A 19,397-nucleotide genomic window follows, 5' to 3' on the forward strand; every position below is an offset into this window, starting at 1 on the left:
GTAGCCATCCAGGGTGCTGGCCTGCGCGTACGTACGTCAACTACCGGACGCGGCGGGCGCACTGGGGACGCTCACATCGAAGTGGCGCGCATCACGCGCCGCTTTCAGCAGCGCGCCGAGTACCTTGGCCTTTTCTGTGCCGCGTTCCTCGCTGCCCCACTCGACCCGGCGTCCGCCGGTCAGCTCCAGGGTGATCGAGTCGTACGAACGTACACGGATGACGCGCACGTCCTTGCTGACGGTATCGGGAAGCGCGGTGGCGACCTTCACCGCCGCGCGGTTCAGTGCAGGGATACCGAAACGGCGCAGGCTCGGCGAATCCGCCGCGTCCATTTCCAGCCGGGGTACATCGCGGGGCGCCGTACCGACCGTGGCGAACCGTACGCCTCGGTCGTCCACTTCAATGAACTTTCCGCCCTTTTGGACGAGGAGAACGGGCTGCCGCTCCGTCACGGTCAGGGAGACCGTGTCCGGCCAGGAGCGCGCCACATCGACCGACTTGATACGGCGGAGCCGGTCCGCCAGCCGGGCGTGGATGCCGTCCGTGTCCACGGAGGCGAGGGGGGCGCCCAGGGGCACCTCGGCCGCGGCCCGCACCTCACGCTCCGTCAGGACATCGGTCCCGTGCACCTGCACGTGCTCGGCCCGGAGCCAGTCCGAGCCGTACAGCGCCCAGGTACCGAAGCCGCCCAGCAGCGCTATGAGGACTGTGCCCGCGATGAGGGTGCGGCGGCGGGGGCGGCCGGCACGGCCCGCCCCCGGCCGCGGCAGCCGCAGCCGCCGGAACCGGGAGCCATGCCGCTCGTCCGCTTCTCCGGAGTCGTCGAGCGGGCCGGCCGGCGCTCGATGCTGCTCACCACGACGGGCGGTAGTCGGTCCGGCCACGCTCCCTCTCCTTCCGGCCGCCTCAGCCGCGGCGGGAGGCGATCGCTTCGTAGACCATGCCGACGAGCAGTTCGTCGGCGTCTCTGCGGCCGAATTCGGCGGCCGCGCGGGACATCTCGTACAGCCGGTGCGGGTCCGAGAGCACCGGCAGGACGTTGCCCTGCACCCACTCGGGGGACAGCTGCGCGTCGTCGACCAGCAGGCCACCGCCGGCGTTGACCACCGGCTGGGCGTTCAGCCGCTGCTCGCCGTTGCCGATGGGCAGCGGGACGTACGCGGCGGGCAGCCCGACGGCGGACAGCTCGGCGACGGTCATCGCGCCCGCGCGGCAGAGCATCATGTCGGCCGCGGCGTACGCGAGGTCCATCCGGTCCACGTACGGTACCGGGACGTACGGCGGCATCCCGGGCATGTTGTCGACCTGCGGCAGTTCGTTCTTCGGACCGACCGCGTGCAGCACCTGGATGCCGGCGCGCTGGAAGGCGGGCACGGCGGCCTGGATGACCTCGTTCAGCCGGCGGGCGCCCTGCGAGCCGCCGGAGACCAGCAGCGTGGGGAGGTTCGGGTCCAGGCCGAAGGCGGCACGCGCCTCGGGGCGGACCGCGGCCCGGTCCAGCGTCGCGATCGTGCGGCGCAGCGGGATGCCGACGTAACGGGCGTCCCGCAGCTTGCTCTCCGGAGTGCTGACGGCGACGAACTTGGCGTACCGCGAGCCGATCTTGTTGGCCAGGCCCGGCCGTGCATTGGCCTCGTGCACGACGATCGGCACGCCGAGCCGCTTGGCGGCCAGGTAGCCGGGCAGCGCCACGTAACCGCCGAAGCCGACGACGCAGTCCGCCTTCGTGCGCTCCAGGATCTGCTCGGCGGCCTTGATGGTGCCGCGCAGCCGCCCGGGGACGGTGATCAGCTCGGGGGTGGGCTTGCGCGGCAGCGGAACGGCCGGGATCAGTCCCAGTTCGTAACCGCGTTCCGGTACCAGCCGGGTCTCAAGTCCGCGCTCCGTGCCCAGTGCCGTGATCCCCACGGTCGGGTCCTGCCTCCGCAGGGCGTCCGCGAGGGCGAGCGCGGGCTCGATGTGGCCGGCGGTCCCCCCACCGGCGAGTACGACATGCACCGAAATTCACCGCTCTCCGGACGGCCGCTTCTTGACGCGCCGTCTCATCGTCTTCCGTCTCACCCCAGCCGGCATTCTCGCGAATACCGGCTGCCGCATGGCCAGCGCCGCCCGCGCCGCGGGCTCGTCACGCGCGAAGGCGATCAGAAGTCCGACGGCGAACATTGTCGGCAGCAGGGCGGAGCCTCCGTAGGAGAACAGCGGGAGCGGGACACCGGCGATCGGCAGCAGGCCGAGCACCGCACCGATGTTGACCACGGCCTGGGCCGTGATCCAGGTGGTCACGCCACCCGCGGCGTACCGTACGAAGGGATCCTCCGTGCGTCCGGCCACGCGGATACCCGCATAGCCTAGAGCCGCGAACAGGGCGAGCACCGACAGCGTCCCCGCCAGTCCCAGTTCCTCCCCGGTGATGGCGAAGATGAAGTCGGTGTGCGGTTCAGGGAGTTCACCCCATTTTTCCATACTCGCGCCGAGACCGGATCCGAAGAATCCGCCGGACGCGAGAGCGTATATCCCGTGCACGGCCTGCCAGCACTGGTCGCCGGGGCCCGGATCGGTCGCGCCGATGCACGCGAGCCGGGACATCCGGTTGGCGCTGGTCTTGATGAGCAGCGCCCCGATGACGCCGGCCGCGGCCAGCACGCCGACGAAGAGCCGGGTGGGCGCCCCCGCGAGCCACAGCAGGCCGAAAAGAATTGCCGTGAGAATGATCGCGGTGCCCATGTCGCCGCCGAGCATGATGAGCCCGAGGAGCAGGAAAGCGGCCGGAATCAGCGGGACGAGCAGATGCTTCCACTGCGTCAGCAGCCGCCGTTCCTGCTTGCGGGCGAGCAGGTCGGCGCCCCACAGGACCAGGGCCAGCTTGCCGAACTCGCTGGGCTGGAGCTGGAAGGGGCCGCCCAGCGAGATCCAGTTCTGGTTGCCGTTGACCGCGACGCCTATCCCCGGCACCTGGACCAGGCACATCAGGAACACGGAGCCGGCCAGCAGCGGGTACGCCAGGGCGCGGTGCGCGCGGACGGGCAGCTTGGTGGCCACCACCATCAGCCCGCCGCCCAGCACCGCCGCCAGCAGCTGCTTGCGGAAGAAGTAGGCCGGGGCGAGCCCGGACTGCAGGGCCTTGATCTGCGAGGCGGAGTAGACCATGACCAGGCCGAGCACCGTGATCAGCAGGCTGCCGCCGAGGACGATGTAGTACGCCGTCAGCGGCCGGTCCCAGGCCCGCTTCAGGCGCGTGTAGAAGGCCGGCGGCCCGGCCGGACCGACGGGCCTCGGCTTGCCCGGTAGGGCCGTCATCCTCGTCCCCTCCACAGTTGCGCAGCGCCGCGCGTCCAGGACGCGGGCGGGGACGCCCGGCCCTACCGGTCCCGCGCGGCCAGCCCGCTGACCGCTTCGGCGAAGGCGTCGCCCCGCTTGTTGTAGTTCAGGTACATGTCCATCGAGGCGCAGGCCGGTGCCAGCAGGACCGTGTCGCCCGGCCGGGCCAGCCGCTGGGCCTCCCGTACCGCCTCGGACATCGCCCCAGTGTCGGTCCGGTCGAGGTCGACGACGGGCACATCCGGGGCGTGTCGCGCCAGCGCTTCGGCGATCAGCGCACGGTCCCGGCCGATGAGGACGGCCCCGCGGAGCCGCTCCGCCGACTTCTGGACCAGCTCGTCGAAGGTCGCGCCCTTGGCGAGCCCGCCGGCGATCCAGACGATGTGCTCGTAGGCGGCCAACGACGCCTCGGTGGCGTGGGTGTTGGTGGCCTTGGAGTCGTCCACGTACGCGACGCCGTCGACGTCCGCGACGTGCTGGATGCGGTGCGCATCGGGGTGGAAGTTGCGCAGGCCGTCGCGTACGGAAGCAGGCTGGACGCCGAACGCACGTGCGAGCGCCGCGGCCGCGAGGGCGTTGGCGATGTTGTGCGGCGCCGGCGGGTTCACGTCGGAGATTTCGGCCAGCTCCTGAGCCTGCTTCTGCCGGTTCTCGACGAACGCACGGTCGACGAGGATGCCCTCGACGACGCCGACCTGACCGGGACCGGGGGTGCCGAGGGTGAAGCCGATCGCCCGGCAGCCCTCCTCGACGTCGGCCTCCCGGACCAGGTCCTCGGTGGCCTTGTCCGCGACGTTGTAGACGCAGGCGACGGTGTTGCCCTCGTAGATCCGGCCCTTGTCGGCGGCGTACGCCTCCATGGAGCCGTGCCAGTCGAGGTGGTCGGGGGCCAGGTTCAGCACGGCCGCGGAGTGGGCGCGCAGCGAGGGCGCCCAGTGCAGCTGGTAGCTGGAGAGCTCGACGGCGAGCACGTCGTACTCGCCGTCGAGCACCACGTCGACGATGGGCGTCCCGATGTTGCCGACGGCCGCGGTGCGCAGCCCCTCGGCGGCCAGGATCGACGCCAGCATCTGGGTGGTGGTCGTCTTGCCGTTGGTGCCCGTGACGGCGAGCCAGGGGGCGCTGTCGGGGCCGCGCAGCCGCCAGGCGACCTCCACGTCCCCGATGACGTCCACGCCCGCCTCGGCGGCGGCCGCGAAGAGCGGGCTGGTGGGCTTCCAGCCCGGGGAGGTGACGACGAGGTCGGTGCCCTCGGGCAGCGTCTCGCCGTCGCCGAGCCGGACCTCGATCCCGGCGGTCCGCAGCTCGGCCGCGGTGGCCTGCTGCTTCTCGCCGTCGCCGCCGTCCACGACGGTGACGTGGGCGCCGAGCCCGGCCAGGGCGCGGGCGGCGCTGATGCCGCTCACGCCCAGGCCGGCGACAGTGATCCGCTGTCCGGTGAAGTCCTGCCCGGTCACTTGGCCGCCTGCCAGCCGCCGTAGAAGATGCCGAGGCCGACGATCACGCACATGCCCTGGATGATCCAGAACCGGACCACGACAAGGACTTCGGACCACCCCTTGAGTTCGAAGTGGTGCTGGAGTGGCGCCATCCGGAAGACCCGCTTGCCGGTGAGCCGGAAGGAGCCGACCTGGATGACCACCGACATGGTGATCAGGACGAAGAGGCCGCCGAGGATGGCGAGCAGCAGCTCCGTACGGGAGCAGATCGCCAGGCCGGCGAGCGCGCCGCCCAGGGCGAGCGAGCCGGTGTCACCCATGAAGATCTTCGCGGGCGAGGTGTTCCACCACAGGAAGCCGAAGCAGGCGCCCATCAGGGCCGAGGCGACGACCGCGAGGTCCAGTGGGTCGCGCACCTCGTAGCAGCCGGGGCCCGCGGTGATCTGGTTGGCGCAGGACTCCTGGTACTGCCAGATGCCGATGAAGGTGTACGCGCCGAAGACCATCACCGAGGCGCCGGTGGCCAGGCCGTCGAGGCCGTCGGTGAGGTTCACGCCGTTGGACATCGCCAGGATCATGAACAGCGCCCAGATCACGAAGATCACGGGGCCGATCTGCCAGCCGAAGTCCTGGGTGAAGGAGAGCCGGTCCGAGGCCGGCGTCTGTCCGCGCAGGTCCGCGAACTGCAGGGACAGCACGGCGAAGGCGATGCCGACGATCAGCTGGCCCGCCATCTTGGCCTTGGCCCGCAGACCCAGCGAACGCTGCTTGACGATCTTGATGTAGTCGTCGAGGAAGCCCACCAGGCCCATGCCGGCCATCAGGAACAGCACCAGCACACCGGAGAAGGTGGGGTCGCTGCTCGTGATCACTTTGGTCAGCGCGTACGCGATGATCGTGGCGAGGATGAAGGCGATGCCACCCATGGTGGGGGTACCGCGCTTGCTGTGGTGGTCCCGCGGTCCGTCGTCGCGGATGAACTGCCCGTAGCCCTTGCGGGCCAGCAGCTTGATCAGCAGCGGGGTGCCGATCAGGGTCAGGAAGAGCCCGATCATTCCGGAGAAGAGGATCTGCTTCATCGTGTTCATCGGGCGACGGCCCCGCCCTCAGCGGCGTTGCCCTCGTCCAGCAATGCGGACGCGACCCGCTCCAGCCCCTCCGACCTGGACGCCTTCACCAGCACCACGTCTCCCGGCTGCAGTTCACTGCGCAGCAGGTCGACCGCCGCCCGCGCGTCGGACACGTGCACCGACTCCTCACCCCACGAACCCTCGTTATAAGCGCCCATTCGCAGCCAGGCGGCTTCCCGGCCCCCTACTGCCACGAGCTTGCTGACGTTGAGCCGGACGGCGAGCCGTCCGACCGCGTCGTGCTCGGCGAGTGACTCCTCGCCGAGCTCGGCCATCTGACCGAGCACCGCCCACGTACGCCGCCCCTTGCCCATCGCCACGAGTGCGCGCAGCGCAGCCCGGGTGGACTCGGGGTTCGCGTTGTAGGCGTCGTTGACGACCGTCACGCCGTCCGCGCGCTCGGTGACCTCCATGCGCCAGCGGGAGAGCGTGCCTGCCTCGGAGAGCGCGGACGCGATCTCGTCAGCGGGCATGCCCGACTCATGGGCGACGGCGGCCGCGGCGAGCGCGTTCGACACGTGGTGCTCACCGTACAGCCGCAGGGTCACGTCGCTGCACCCGGAGGGTGTGCGAAGCGTGAAGGCGGGGCGACCGTCGTCGGTGAGCCGGATGTTCTCGGCACGGATGTCGGCTTCGGGGGACTCTCCGAAGAAGACCACGCGGGCCTTGGTGCGCGACTCCATCGCACGTACGTACGAGTCGTCGGCGTTGAGGATCGCGATGCCGCCCTCGCTCGCGTCGGGCAGCGACTCGACCAGCTCGCCCTTGGCCTCGGCGATCTTCTCGCGGCCGCCGAACTCGCCGATGTGCGCGCTGCCCACGTTCAGGACCAGCCCGATGCGCGGCGGGGTCAGCTCGGTGAGGTAACGGATGTGACCGACACCGCGGGCACCCATCTCCAGGACGAGGTGCCGGGTGCCCTGCTCGGCGCGGAGCGCGGTCAGCGGCAGGCCGATCTCGTTGTTGAGGTTGCCCTCGGGCCACACGGTCGGGCCGCTGCGCTGCAGCAGCTGCGCGATGAGGTCCTTGGTGCTGGTCTTGCCCGCCGACCCTGTGAGCGCGACGACGTCCACGCCCAGCCGCCGGACGACCTCCCGGGCCAGCGCGCCGAGCGCCGCCACGACGTCGTCCACGACGATCGCGGGCACGCCGACGGGGCGGGCGGCCAGGACGACCGCCGCGCCGGACTCGACGGCCCGGGCCGCGTAGTCGTGCCCGTCGACCCGCTCGCCGGCGAACGCGGCGAACAGCGCGCCGTCGGTCACGGCCCGCGAGTCGAGCACGGCGGGTCCGGTGACCATGACCGAGTCATCCGGTATGTCGTGCGGCCGTCCGCCGACGATGCCGGCGATCTCGGCGAGGGACAGGGAGATCACAGGTCACCTCCGGCCGGGGGCAGGAGATGGCGAGATGGGGGTTGTGCACGCATGGCGGTGTGTCATCCCTGGTGATCGTGGTGCTGCGACTTCAGTGAGCTCTCGATGGCCTCGCGCAGTACCTGGCGGTCGTCGAAGGTGCGTACCACTCCGGCGATGTCCTGGCCCTGCTCGTGGCCCTTGCCGGCGACGATGACGGTGTCGCCGGGCTCCGCGCGGGCGACCGCGGCGGCGATGGCGGCGGCCCGGTCCTCCTCGACCAGTACCGTGCCGCGCTCGTGGGACGGCACGTCGGCGGCGCCCGCGAGCATGGTGGCGAGGATCGCGAGGGGGTCCTCACCGCGTGGGTTGTCGCTGGTGAGGACGGCGGTGTCGGCGAGGCGGGCGATGGCGGCGCCCATCGGCATGCGCTTGGTGCGGTCGCGGTCGCCACCGCAGCCCAGCACCGCGTGGATCTTGCCCTCGGTGACCTTGCGCAGCGCGCGCAGGACCGATTCGACAGCGTCCGTCTTGTGCGCGTAGTCGACCACCGCGAGGTAGTCCTGGCCCGCGTCCACCCGCTCCAGGCGGCCGGGGACGCCCGGTACGGCGGCCACGCCGTCGGCGGCGGTCTGCGGGTCCACGCCGGCCGCCACGAGCGCCACGATGGCGGCCAGCGCGTTGGCGACGTTGAACGGACCGGCGATCGGCGAGGCGGCCTGCACGGTCACGCCGTCCGGGCCGTGCACGGTGAACGTCGAACCCAGCGTGCCGACCTCGACGCCGTCGGCGCGCCAGTCGGCGTCCGGGTGGCCCTCGGCGGAGAACGAGGTGACCGGCACCTCGGACTCGCCCTCGATGAGCCGGCGCCCGAACTCGTCGTCGAAGTTCACCACGCCGGCCCGGGAGCGGGCCTTGGTGAACAGCTGCGCCTTGGCCTGGAAGTAGTCCTCCATGCCCGTGTGGAAGTCCATGTGTTCCGGGCTGAGGTTGTTGAAGACCGCCACGTCGAACACGCAGCCGTCGACCCGGCCCAGCACGAGCGCGTGGCTGGAGACCTCCATGGCGACCGACTTCACGCCGCGCTCGCGCATCACCGCGAAGAGCGCCTGCAGATCGGTGGCTTCGGGCGTGGTCCGCTCGGACTTCAGCCGCTCGTCACCGATCCGGGACTCGACCGTGCCGATCAGGCCCGTCAGTCCGCCGCCGGACTTCTCGGCCGCGGCCCGCAGGCCACCGTCGATCAGGTACGCGGTGGTGGTCTTGCCCGAGGTGCCCGTGATGCCGATCTGCAGCAGCTCGGCGCCCGGGTCGCCGTAGATCGACACGGCCAGCGCGCCCATCCGGGCCCGCGGGTTGTCGACCGTGAGGACCGGCAGACCCGTCGCGGCGGCCCGTTCGGTGCCGGCGGGGTCGGTCAGGATCGCGGCGGCGCCCAGCTCGCGGGCCTGCGCGGCGAAGTCGGCACCGTGGAGGCGGGCGCCCGGCAGTGCCGCGTAGATGTCACCGGGGCGTACCGCGCGGGAATCGTGCGTGATGCCGGTGACCGCGGCCTCAGCCGCCGGCACGGCCGTGCCCAGCTGGTGTGCCAGGTCCGCCAGCGGGATCGGGCGGACGCGCTCGGGGCGGGGCGGGCCGGGGTGTTTGCCGGGGCCGTCCTGCTGGGCATTGGGGGACTGATCAGCATGTGACACGGCGGTGAGCGTACCGGGCCCATGGGCCTCGGGGCGAAGTGAGGGACGCGGTCGCGGGCGGTTCCCCACGTCCGGAGTGATGGTCATCACGAATCACCTCATTCGCCCGGCTTGAAGGCGACCGGCAGCCGCGGCGCCTCGGCACCGGTCGGCGGCACCTGGAGCGTCTTCAGCGCGAACTGCATGACCTGCTTGTAGATCGGGCCGCAGACCTGGCCGCCGAAGTAGCTGCCCTTGGTCGGATTCTGTACGGCGCAGTAGACGGTGATGCGGGGCTTGTCGGCGGGCGCGAAGCCGGCGAAGGAGGCCGTGTAGCCGTGGTACCGGCCGGTCTTCGGATCCACCCGGTTGGAGGTGCCGGTCTTGCCGCCGACCCGGTAGCCGGGGATCTTCGCGGCGGTGCCGGTGCCCTCCTGGTCGTCGACCACCGATTCGAGCATCCGGGCGAGCGTCTTCGCGGTCTTCGGGCTCACCACACGGGTCTTCTTCGGCTTGGGCCCGGCGGCGTACCGGCCGTCGGGGCCCTTCGTGCCGCGGACGAGCGAGGGCGCGATCCGCTCGCCGCCGTTGGCGATGGTGGAGTACACGGAGGCGGCCTGCACGGCGTTGAGCGAGAGGCCCTGCCCGAAGGGGATCGTGTACTGCTGCGAGGTGCTCCAGTCCTGCGGCTTCGCCAGGATGCCCGCGGTCTCGCCGGGGAAGCCCAGCCCGGTCGGCTGCCCGATGCCGAACTTCCGCAGGTAGGAGTGGAGCACCTGATTGGCCTCGCGCTGGGTCTTGCCCAGCTGTTCGACGGACAGGATGGTGCCGATGTTGCTGGACTTGGCGAGCACGCCGTTGAGCGTGAGGTGCCAGGTCGGGTGGTCGATGTCGTCGGCGAAGAGCCGGTCGCCGCGGTGCAGCCGGTTCGGGACGGTGACGTGCGTGGAGGGGGTCGCGGCGCCCTCCTCCAGTACGGCCGCCAGCGACATCAGCTTGCTGGTCGAACCTGGCTCGAAAGCATCGCTCAGGGCGGCGTTGCCGAGCGCGTCGGCGTCGGAGCGGGAGATGTCGTTCGGGTCGAACGCGGGGGCGTTGGCCAGCGCCAGCAGCTCGCCGGTCTTCGTGTCCTGCACGACGACGTAGCCGCGATCCGCCTTGGACTTCTCGACCTGCTCGGTGATGGCCTGCTGCGCGGCCCACTGGATGTCCCGGTTCAGGGTCAGTTCGACGTCCGTACCGGGCACCGCGGGGTGCTCCTGGGTGTCGGCCGTGGGCACCCGCCGGCCGCCGGACTGGGCGTACACGAGCTTGCCGTCCTTGCCCGCCAGCTTCTTGTCCAGCATGGCCTCCAGGCCGCCCGCGCCCTTGCCGTCGGAGTTCATGAACCCGAGCACTCCGGAGGCCAGCTCCTTGTTCGGGTAGACCCGCTTGCTGTGCTCGTCGGCGAAGATCCCGAGCAGGACGTTGGGCCGCGGCCGGCTTTTGGGCGCGGCCTGCGCCTTGACGTCCAGCGCGTTCCGCAGGTCCTTGATCTGCTTCCAGACCTGGGGGCTCCGGCGGTGCGCGAGCAGGACGTAACGGGAGCGGGACTTGGAGAGCTTTTCGGCCAGTTCCTTCTGGGGCTCGCCGAGGATCGGCGCGAGCAGCGCGGCGGCCTTCTGGGGCGCGTCATCGATCTTGATCTTGTCGGGCGCCAGCAGGCTGGGGTCCGCTGTGATGTCGTACGCGTCCACACTGGTGGCCAGGTCCACGCCGTCCCGGTCGGTGATCGCGCCCCGCTCGGCGGCGAGGGTGACCGGCACGTACCGGTTGACGTTGGCCTTGGCCGCGTACGTGTCGGCGTTCACCGCCTGCACCTGGAAGAGCCGTACCGCGAAGACCAGCATGACCAGCGTCAGCGCCACGGCCACCAGGCGGAGCCGCGGCCGGGGGCTGCCGAGGCGGATGGCGGCCGGCGCCCCGTTACGGGGTCGGGGCGGCCGCGGCGCCGCGGGGCGCTTCTTGGCGGCGGGGCGCTGCTGCGCGGCGGGCCGCTTCTGCGGGGCGGGGCGGCCGTTCGCGGAACGGGCCGCGGACGGGGCACGCTGTGGTTCGCGCCGGGCGTCCGAGGGGCGCTTGGCGGCGGCCTGGCGCCGTTCTGCCGGACGGGGGACGCCACGCTCTTCACCGGCCGCACGGCCGTCGGCGGAGCGGCCGCCGGACCGGCGGGACCCGCCGCGGCCCGACGCGCCCTGTGCGGGGCGCGGTACGCGGCGCGGGCCGGCGTCGGCGGGGCGGGCCGGGCCGCGGCGGGCGCGCTGCTCGCGCCGGTTCTCGGGGTCCCTGGGGTCCCTCGGTTCGCTCAACTCTCCCCCTCCGTCTCCGTCCGGTCTGCGAGCGATGCGTCCGCGGGCGCGGCGTCCTGCCTCACGGGCTCACCCGCCGGGAGTCGTCGGGGCGGGCTTCGGGGAGGCGGTGCCGGACGGGCTCCCGGACGGCTTGTCCGACGGCTCACCGGACGGCTTGTCCGTCGACGGCGTACCGGACGGCGTGGGCGTCCCGGAGAGGGCCGGCGGGAGGCTCTCCTTGGCCCCCATCGGCACGGGCTGCCCCGTGGCTTCGGAGGGCACGCCGCGCACCGTGCCGTCCGGGTTCAGGAAGGCCGGGTCGCCGCCGGGCACCATGCCCAGCCGGCGGGCCCGCTGCTCCAGGGAGCCGGGCGCCGAGTAGCCGTCCACCTCCTGCTGGAGGGCCTGCTGTTCGTCCGTCAGCTCGGTGGTGCGCTTCTCCAGCTTGCTCAGCTCGAAGGAGCCCTGGTTCAGGGCGGAGTTGAGCAGCAGCAACGTGATCAGGCCGGACCCGAGCAGCACCACGACCAGCAGCACGAACGGCGTACGCGCCGCAGTGCTCGCACCGGAGGGGAACAGGGCGGCCAGCCGCCCGTTCCCCGTACCGCGGAGCCGCCCGGGTCCGGTCACGCGTTGTCCTCCCGGATGCGTTCGGCGCCGCGCAGCCGGGCCGGCGCCGCCCTGCGGTTCTCCGCGATCTCCGCCTCCGTGGGCAGCTCGGCGCCCCGGGTCAGCAGCTTCAGCCGCGGCTGGTACTGCTCCGGCACGACCGGCAGCCCGGGCGGTGCCGTGTTGGCGGCGCCCGTCGCGAACACCTGCTTGACCAGCCGGTCTTCGAGCGAGTGGTAGGACAGGACGGCGATCCGGCCGCCGACGGCGAGCGCCTTCACCGCGTTCGGCACGGCGCGTTCGAGCACCGACAGCTCGCCGTTGACCTCGATGCGCAGTGCCTGGAACGTCCGCTTGGCGGGGTTGCCGCCGGTGCGCTTGGCGGCCTGCGGCAGCGCGTCCCGGATCAGCTCGACCAGCCGCGCGCTGTTCGTGAACGGCTCCTTCTCGCGCTCCCGCACGATCGCCGAGACGATCCGCTTGGCCTGCTTCTCCTCGCCGTAGGAGCGCAGGATCCGTACGAGCTCGCCCGGTGCGTAGCTGTTGAGGACCTCGGCCGCGCTCATGCCGGTCGTCTGGTCCATCCGCATGTCCAGCGGTGCGTCCTGGGCGTACGCGAAGCCGCGGTCGGCCTCGTCGAGCTGCATCGAGGAGACGCCCAGGTCGAACAGGACGCCCTGGACGCGGGGCACGGACAGCCGGGCCAGCACCTCCGGCAGCTCGTCGTAGACGGCGTGCACGAGGGTCGCGCGGTCCCCGAAGGGGGCCAGGCGCTCCCCCGCGAGCTTCAGGGCCGAGGGGTCGCGGTCCAGGCCGATCAGGCGCGCGGCGGGGAACGTCGACAGCAGCGCCTCGCTGTGTCCCCCCAGTCCGAGCGTGCAGTCGACGACGACCGCACCGGGCTCGGCGAGCGCCGGGGCGAGCATGTCCAGGCAGCGCTGGAGCATGACAGGGACGTGGCGGGTGTTGCTGCTGTTCATGCGCCTTCCGATGAGGAGGGCGGCGGATACCGCCCCCTCGGGGAAGGTGCCCACCTGCCGTTGGCCGACGGAGGCCGTGGTTCCCCGCGCGCGGGACTTTCGGGATCCAAGGAGAGTCTCACGCCTCCCACTTCGCGTCACTTTAGTCCACTCATCCCTTCGGTCAACCAACTGGTCGGGCGCGTCCTGAAGCCGCCGTCGGGGGGCTGCGGAACGCCGTCGTCCGGGTGTTGGGAAGCGCGCGGATTCACTCGTACAGGGGAAGGCCAGTCATTCTTGTGGGTTACCTCACAGGAATGGCCCGTTGACCCGCTATGCCCGCCCTCACAAGGGGTGCTCCGGCTCCGCAGCGACTACTTTTATGGCTATGTCGATATCCGCGTCGCAGGCACAGTCCCCGTCCGATGACCATGGCGCCGCTTCGGGCGGTTCGGTCATCGACCACATCGTCGAAGCCAACGCCCGGTACGCAGACAAGTTCGCCGACCCGGAGCTGAGCGCCCGGCCCGCCCAGAAGGTCACCGTCGTGACCTGCATGGACGCCCGGCTCAACCTTCCCGAGGCGCTGGGGCTGGAGGTCGGCGACCTCCACACCCTGCGCAACGCCGGCGGTGTGATCACCGATGACATCATCCGCTCCCTGACCATCAGCCAGCGCGCGCTGGGCACCCGTTCCGTCGTGGTCATCCACCACACGGGCTGCGGCATGCAGACCCTGACCGAGGACTTCCGCCAGGAACTCGCCGACGAGGTCGGCCAGCGCCCGGCCTGGGCGGTGGAGTCCTTCAAGGACGTGGACGTCGACGTACGCCAGTCGGTGCAGCGCCTCCGTACCTCGCCGTTCCTGCTCCACACGGACGACATCCGCGGCTTCGTCTTCGATGTGACGACGGGTCTGCTCCGTGAGGTGGACCCGCAGGGCTGAGCCCACTGGTCCCTCGTTCGCCGGCGCGTCGTCGACGCGTCGGCGAACATGCTTTCCGGCCATCGCCCCTGCCGGTGACCGGTGCCCACGGTTCCGAGTTATCCACAGCCCATGACGCGAAGCCGCACCAACGGCAAGAATGCGTAGGTGACGTCGTGTCCGGCCCGGCCGGGCACGGTGCCGCACGGGGTGGGCCGGACCAGGAAAGAGGCGCCGGCCCGGAAACAGGGCAAGCCCCGCTCCACGCGAGCGCGGGAAAGGGCCGAGGAGGGCCGGGTGACGACCTATGACGAGCCAGCGAGCCTCAGAGATCTGACCGCCACAGCCGAGCGTGTCCGCCGGTCGGTGGAGGGCGTGATCGAGGGCAAGCCAGAGGTCGTACGCCTCGCGCTGACCGTGCTGCTCGCCGAGGGCCACCTCCTCATCGAGGACGTGCCGGGTGTCGGCAAGACCATGCTGGCCAAGGCGCTCGCCCGGTCCGTCGACTGCTCGGTGCGGCGCATCCAGTTCACCCCCGACCTGCTGCCCTCGGACATCACCGGGGTCAGCGTCTTCGACCAGCGGCAGCGCGACTTCGAGTTCAAACCGGGCGCCGTCTTCGCCCAGGTCGTCATCGGCGACGAGATCAACCGCGCCTCTCCCAAGACCCAGTCCGCGCTCCTGGAGGCGATGGAGGAGCGCCAGGTCACCATGGACGGCCGGACGTATGCCCTGCCGAGCCCCTTCATGGTGGTCGCCACGCAGAACCCCCTGGAGATGGAGGGCACCTACCCCCTCCCCGAGGCGCAGCGGGACCGCTTCCTGGCGCGCGTGTCCATCGGCTATCCCGGCCCCGAGGCCGAGCTGCAGATGCTGGACGTGCACGGCGGCAGGTCCCCGCTGGACGACATCCAGCCGGTCGCGCACGCGCACGAGATCGTGAAGATGGTCGAGGCGGTGCGGACGGTGCATGTCGCGGACCCGGTGCGCCGATACGCCGTCGAGCTGGTCTCCGCCACACGCAACCACCCCGACCTGCGGCTGGGCGCCTCCCCGCGGGCGACGCTCCATCTGCTGCGCGCCGCGAAGGCCGCGGCCGCCCTCGCCGGGCGGGAGTACGTCCTCCCGGACGACCTCCAGTCGCTGGCCGTCGCGGTGCTCGCGCACCGGCTGCTGCCCACCGCGCAGGCCCAGCTGAACCGCCGCTCCGCCGAACAGGTGGTCCTGGAGATCCTGCATCACACCCCGGTGCCCGACCCCGCGGCCCAGTGGCCCCCGGCCTCGCGGAGTTACTGATGCCGGCCGCGAGCGGGGCGACCGAGGGGCCGCCGGCCGGCCGGGCGTACGGGCCGCCCGGCGCGCCGGAGGACGGCGGCTCCGCGGCCCCGGGCCTGCCGGCCGGGGGCGGACTGCGGGCCGCGCTGGGCGGGCTGACGACCCGCGGACGGTCGTTCCTCGCGGCCGGTATCGCCGCGGCGGTCTGTTCGTACGTCCTGGGCCAGGCCGACCTGCTCCGGGTCGGCCTGCTGCTGGCCTCGCTCCCCCTCGTCTGCGTGGCCGTGCTGCACCGCACCCGCCACCGGGTGGCGGGCAGCCGCGCCCTCTCCCCCGCGAGGATCTCCGCGGCCTCCGAGACCCGGGTCCGGCTGCGGGTCGAGAACGTCTCCCGGCTGCCGACCGGCGTCCTGATGCTCCAGGACCACGTGCCGTACGTCCTGGGCCCGCGGCCGCGCTTCGTCCTGGACCGGGTGGAGGCGGGCGGCCACCGGGAGCTGTCCTACCGTGTCCGCTCGGACCTGCGCGGCCGCTATCCCCTCGGGCCGCTCCAGCTGCGCCTGTCCGACCCGTTCGGCATGTGCGAGCTGACCCGCTCCTTCAGCGCGCAGGACGTCCTCACGGTGGTCCCCCGGGTCGAGCCGCTGCCCCCGGTGCGGCTGGCCGGGGAGGCCTCCGGGTACGGCGACGGGCGGCACCGCGCGCTCGCGCTGGCGGGCGACGACGACGTGATCCCCCGCGGGTACCGCCACGGCGACGACCTGCGCCGGGTGCACTGGCGCTCCACCGCGCGCCACGGCGAGCTGATGGTCCGCCGCGAGGAGCAGCCCCAGCAGGCCCGCTGCACGATCCTGCTGGACACCCGCGGCGCGGCCCACCGGGGCTCCGGCCCGGACTCCCCGTTCGAGTGGGCGGTCGCGGGCGCCGCTTCGGTCGGGATGCACCTGCTGGAGCGCGGCTTCTCGGTGCGCCTGCTGACCGACGCCGGCAGCTCCGTGCCGGGTACGGACGGCGCGGGCGGCTTCTCCGGCGGCGCGGCCGACGCGGCGGGACTGCTGCTGGACACACTGGCCGTCGTCGACCACTCCGAGGAGCCCGGCCTGTCCCGCGCGTACGAGGTGCTGCGCGGCGGCAACGAGGGCCTGCTGATCGCCTTCCTCGGTGACCTGGACGAGGAGCAGACCGTGCTGGCGGGGCGGCTGCGCCGGAGCAGCGGGGCGGCGGTGGCCTTCGTGCTGGACGGCGACGCCTGGAGCGGCGCCGCGGCGGCCGGCCCCGAAGCGGCGCCCGCGCCGCTCCCCCTGGCCGACCGGCTGCGCCTGCTGGGCGACGCCGGCTGGACGGCCCTCCCCGTGACACCGCGGGACACGCTCCCCGCCCTGTGGCGACTCGCCGACCCCGCCCGCACACCCCGGACGCCGCCGCAGAACCCGCCCGGTACGGCAGCGCCCCACGGGCCGGCGGACGGGCCCCCTGGACGGCCGGACGGCGGACAGGGACCGGCCGGGCCGTACGGGCCGGGCGGGGCATATGAACCGGGCGAGGCGTACAGGCCAGGCAGTGCGTACGGGCCTGGTGGGGCGTACGGGCCCGGGGCGGCGCCTCGAGCCGACGGCGGGAAGGGGGCGGGGCGATGAGCGGCCGTGCGCGGCTCGCGGTGTGCGCGATGGTGGCGACGCTGAGCGCCGCATGCGCGCTGCTGCCGCTGGTGGAGCCGATCGGCTGGATGTTCCAGGCGGCGACCCTCCTCGGGCTGGTGATCGTGGCCGGCGCGCTGGCCCGCCGGGTTCCGCTGGCCCGCCCGCTGACCGTCGCGGCCCAGGCCCTGATCGGGCTCCTGCTGCTCACCCTGCTGTTCACCCGCGGCCAGGCGGTCGCCGGGGTGCTGCCCGGCCCCGACGCCTTCCACGAGTTCGGCCAGCTCCTCCAGGAGGGCACGTCCGACGTCGGCCGGTACGCCATCCCGGCCCCGGTCACCACCGGCATCCGGCTGCTGCTGGTCGGCGGTGTCGTGGTGATCGGCCTGATCGTGGACGCGCTCGCCGTGACGTACCGCAGCGCGGCGCCCGCAGGCCTCCCGCTGCTCGCGCTGTATTCCGTCGCCGCCGGGCTGGCCAAGGACGGCGCGGGCTGGCTGTGGTTCCTGGTGGCGGCCGCCGGGTACCTCCTCCTGCTGCTCGCCGAGGGCCGCGACCGGCTGTCCCGGTGGGGCCGGGTGTTCGGCGGCGGCCCGACGACCGCGGGCCGCCCGTACGCCGCCGGCCCCGTGCCGCCCGGCGGAGCGCCCGCCCCGATCCGTACGGGCCGCCGGATCGGCGCGCTCGCCCTGGGGATCGCCCTCGTCGTCCCGGCCGTGCTGCCCTCGCTGAGCGGGGGCCTGCTGGACATGAGCGGCCGCGGCGGGGCCGGCTCCGCCGGCGGCACGATCTCCGCGGTGAACCCGCTGGTGTCCCTCCAGGACAGCCTCAACCAGCCCGAGGACCGCGAGGTCCTGAACTACCGCACGACCACGCCCGACACCCGCGATCTGTATCTGCGGATCGTCGCCCTCGACCAGTTCGACGGGGCGGCCTGGAAGCCGTCGCAGCGCACGGTCGTGGACGTACCGGACCGGCTGCCCGACCCGCCGGGGCTGGCCCCGGACGTGGACACCACCGCGGTGAACACCTCGGTGTCCGCCGCCCAGTGGTACGCGCAGAACTGGCTCCCCATGCCCTATCCCGCCTCCCGGGTCGACCTCCCCGGCCGCTGGCGCTTCGAGCCGGAGGGCCGCACCCTGGTCGGCGACCGCGGCCAGAACACCCGCGGGGCCCGGTACCAGGTGGAGAGCCTGATCGTGCGCCCGACGGCCCGGCAGCTGGCCGACGCGCCGCGGCCGCGGCCCGCCCTGCGGCGCGAGTACACCCGTGTGCCCGACTCACTGCCCCCGGTGGTCGAGCGGACCGCGCGACAGGTGACGCGGGGCGCCCGCTCGGACTACGCCAAGGCGGTCCGGCTGCAGGACTGGTTCGCGCTGCGGGGCGGCTTCACGTACAACACCGAGGTCCGGGCCGGCAGCGGGACCCGCGCCATCGAGCGCTTCCTGCAACAGAAGCAGGGCTTCTGCGTCCACTTCGCCTTCTCGATGGCGGCGATGGCCCGCACGCTGGGCATCCCCGCGCGGGTCGCGGTCGGCTTCACCCCGGGCGGCAAGCGGGCCGACGGCTCGTATTCGGTCGGTCTGAAGGACGCGCACGCCTGGCCCGAGGTGTACTTCGAGGGTGTCGGCTGGACGCGCTTCGAGCCGACGCCCAGTCGGGGCAGCGTGCCGGACTACACCGTCACCGCGGACGCCCCGGACGAGGCGGACCCGGGCCGCGCCGAGCCGCTGCCGGGCCGGACCGCCGCGCCGGAGCCCGCGCCGTCCACCGACGGCGGGACCTGCCCGCCGGACCAGCGCCGCGTGGCCGAGTGCGGGGCGCTGCCCCAGGCGTCGGGCGGCGGTCCGGCCGACGACGGGCCCGCCCCGGGGGCCGTGGCGGCCGGCGCGCTCGCCGCACTGCTGGTCCTGCTGCTGCCGGCGATACCACTCCTCTGGCGCATCCGCAGCCGCGCCCGCCGCCTCGCCAGGAGCCGCGCCGCTCCCCCGGGCTCCCCGGTCCCCGGGCACAGCGCTGCGGGGTTCCCCCGATCGTCCCGGCCGTCCTCCGGGCCGAGCGATTCCCGCGCAGGCGGCTCCGGGCCGCTGACAGGTGTGGCCGCCATCGGGTCGGCCGGTGCCGGTTCCCCGCCCGGAGGCGCCGACCCCCGCCCGGCCGTGCTCGGCCCCTGGCGGGAGCTGGTGGACTCGGGTTGGGACTACGGCATCGTCCCGGACGACGCGCTGACGCCGCGGAAGGCGGCCGAGCGGATCGTACGCGTCGGCGAGCTGACGGGCCCGGCGGCGGAAGCGGCCCACCGGGTCGCCGGCGCGGTGGAGCAAGCCCTCTACGCGCCGCGCCCCGAGGCCACGCCGGGCCTTGCCGACGACGTACGCCGGGTCCGCACCGGCCTGCACGCCGCCGCCTCCCGGGCCCAGCGGCTGCGCGCCCTCCTCGCCCCGCCCTCCGCGGCCCGCCTCCTGTGGTCCGTCTCCGCCCGCGCCTCCGCCCTCGTGGGACGACTCCGCACGGCAGCACCGGGGAGGTCGGCGCCCCTGTAGCCCGCGGCCCTGCGGACATACGGAAAGGGTGTGGCCCGGCCCCCAGTGATACCTGGGGGCCGGGCCACACCCTCGAAGAACTTGCGGCCTCCCGTCGGAACCCTGAGCGCCGGGGCCCCGTGTCCCGGGGGCCCTGTGCGCCGGGCGCGTTGCCGGGTTCAGTGAATCCGGCGTCGGTGTGCAGGCGCGCGGGCGAGGGAGAC

General features: G+C 73.0%; 14 protein-coding genes. 4 read left to right on the forward strand and 10 right to left on the reverse strand.

Annotated features, from left to right (window positions below; genetic code table 11):
• Nucleotides 1-36: 36 nt before the first annotated feature.
• The 10 genes from ABZ840_RS18155 to rsmH form a co-directional block, all read right to left on the reverse strand.
• Nucleotides 37-885 (reverse strand): FtsQ-type POTRA domain-containing protein, encoded by an 849-nt coding sequence (locus ABZ840_RS18155; RefSeq protein WP_361560681.1) that lies wholly within the window; start codon nt 883-885, stop codon nt 37-39.
• Between the two features lie 22 nt (nt 886-907).
• Nucleotides 908-1,999, reverse strand: coding sequence for an undecaprenyldiphospho-muramoylpentapeptide beta-N-acetylglucosaminyltransferase (gene murG, locus ABZ840_RS18160; protein ID WP_361560684.1), 1,092 nt, complete (start codon nt 1,997-1,999; stop codon nt 908-910).
• A gap of 6 nt (nt 2,000-2,005) precedes the next feature.
• Nucleotides 2,006-3,298 (reverse strand): putative lipid II flippase FtsW, encoded by a 1,293-nt coding sequence (ftsW, locus tag ABZ840_RS18165; protein ID WP_361560687.1) that lies wholly within the window; start codon nt 3,296-3,298, stop codon nt 2,006-2,008.
• 62 nt (nt 3,299-3,360) lie between these two features.
• Nucleotides 3,361-4,791 carry a UDP-N-acetylmuramoyl-L-alanine--D-glutamate ligase gene (gene murD / locus ABZ840_RS18170; RefSeq protein WP_361560919.1) on the reverse strand — a complete coding sequence of 477 codons (1,431 nt, stop codon included), beginning with the start codon at nt 4,789-4,791 and terminating at the stop codon, nt 3,361-3,363.
• A complete protein-coding gene (mraY, locus tag ABZ840_RS18175; protein WP_030616760.1) occupies nt 4,773-5,837 on the reverse strand; it encodes a phospho-N-acetylmuramoyl-pentapeptide-transferase in 1,065 nt (354 codons plus the stop codon). Before mraY ends, murD begins: the two co-directional genes overlap by 19 nt.
• A 5-nt stretch (nt 5,838-5,842) precedes the next feature.
• The gene (gene murF, locus ABZ840_RS18180) at nt 5,843-7,264 is read right to left on the reverse strand and encodes a UDP-N-acetylmuramoyl-tripeptide--D-alanyl-D-alanine ligase (RefSeq protein WP_361560690.1); all 1,422 of its coding nucleotides are present in this window, start codon (nt 7,262-7,264) and stop codon (nt 5,843-5,845) included.
• A gap of 62 nt (nt 7,265-7,326) precedes the next feature.
• On the reverse strand, nt 7,327-9,027 hold the full coding sequence (locus tag ABZ840_RS18185) for a UDP-N-acetylmuramoyl-L-alanyl-D-glutamate--2,6-diaminopimelate ligase (RefSeq protein ID WP_361560693.1): 1,701 nt from the start codon (nt 9,025-9,027) through the stop codon (nt 7,327-7,329).
• A gap of 8 nt (nt 9,028-9,035) precedes the next feature.
• Complete coding sequence (locus ABZ840_RS18190; RefSeq protein ID WP_361560696.1) at nt 9,036-11,264, reverse strand: penicillin-binding transpeptidase domain-containing protein; 2,229 nt, start codon at nt 11,262-11,264, stop codon at nt 9,036-9,038.
• A 69-nt stretch (nt 11,265-11,333) separates the two neighbouring features.
• On the reverse strand, nt 11,334-11,876 hold the full coding sequence (locus ABZ840_RS18195) for a hypothetical protein (RefSeq protein ID WP_361560699.1): 543 nt from the start codon (nt 11,874-11,876) through the stop codon (nt 11,334-11,336).
• A complete protein-coding gene (rsmH, locus tag ABZ840_RS18200; protein ID WP_361560702.1) occupies nt 11,873-12,835 on the reverse strand; it encodes a 16S rRNA (cytosine(1402)-N(4))-methyltransferase RsmH in 963 nt (320 codons plus the stop codon). Before rsmH ends, ABZ840_RS18195 begins: the two co-directional genes overlap by 4 nt.
• 367 nt (nt 12,836-13,202) lie before the next feature.
• Here rsmH and ABZ840_RS18205 point away from each other — a divergent pair, with 367 nt between their 5' ends.
• From ABZ840_RS18205 to ABZ840_RS18220, 4 genes are all read left to right on the forward strand, one after another.
• Entirely contained in the window at nt 13,203-13,760 is a 558-nt protein-coding gene (locus tag ABZ840_RS18205) for a carbonic anhydrase (RefSeq protein ID WP_361560705.1), read from the forward strand.
• A 276-nt stretch (nt 13,761-14,036) separates the two neighbouring features.
• Nucleotides 14,037-15,035 carry a MoxR family ATPase gene (locus ABZ840_RS18210; RefSeq protein ID WP_361560708.1) on the forward strand — a complete coding sequence of 333 codons (999 nt, stop codon included), beginning with the start codon at nt 14,037-14,039 and terminating at the stop codon, nt 15,033-15,035.
• A complete protein-coding gene (locus ABZ840_RS18215; protein WP_361560711.1) occupies nt 15,035-16,651 on the forward strand; it encodes a DUF58 domain-containing protein in 1,617 nt (538 codons plus the stop codon). Before ABZ840_RS18210 ends, ABZ840_RS18215 begins: the two co-directional genes overlap by 1 nt.
• Nucleotides 16,648-19,194, forward strand: coding sequence for a DUF3488 and transglutaminase-like domain-containing protein (locus tag ABZ840_RS18220; RefSeq protein ID WP_361560714.1), 2,547 nt, complete (start codon nt 16,648-16,650; stop codon nt 19,192-19,194). Before ABZ840_RS18215 ends, ABZ840_RS18220 begins: the two co-directional genes overlap by 4 nt.
• The last annotated feature ends 203 nt before the right edge of the window (nt 19,195-19,397 follow it).

Source organism: Streptomyces sp. NPDC047117, assembly GCF_040643545.1.
Taxonomy (GTDB): Bacteria; Actinomycetota; Actinomycetes; order Streptomycetales; family Streptomycetaceae; genus Streptomyces.

Bases quoted from the DNA above. Each gene is read 5' to 3' on its own strand.
- ftsW (WP_361560687.1), bottom strand. From the start codon at position 3,298: ATGACGGCCCTACCGGGCAAGCCGAGGCCCGTCGGTCCGGCCGGGCCG.
- mraY (WP_030616760.1), bottom strand. From the start codon at position 5,837: ATGAAGCAGATCCTCTTCTCCGGAATGATCGGGCTCTTCCTGACCCTG.
- rsmH (WP_361560702.1), bottom strand. From the start codon at position 12,835: ATGAACAGCAGCAACACCCGCCACGTCCCTGTCATGCTCCAGCGCTGC.
- ABZ840_RS18205 (WP_361560705.1), top strand. From the start codon at position 13,203: ATGTCGATATCCGCGTCGCAGGCACAGTCCCCGTCCGATGACCATGGC.
- ABZ840_RS18215 (WP_361560711.1), top strand. From the start codon at position 15,035: ATGCCGGCCGCGAGCGGGGCGACCGAGGGGCCGCCGGCCGGCCGGGCG.
- ABZ840_RS18220 (WP_361560714.1), top strand. From the start codon at position 16,648: ATGAGCGGCCGTGCGCGGCTCGCGGTGTGCGCGATGGTGGCGACGCTG.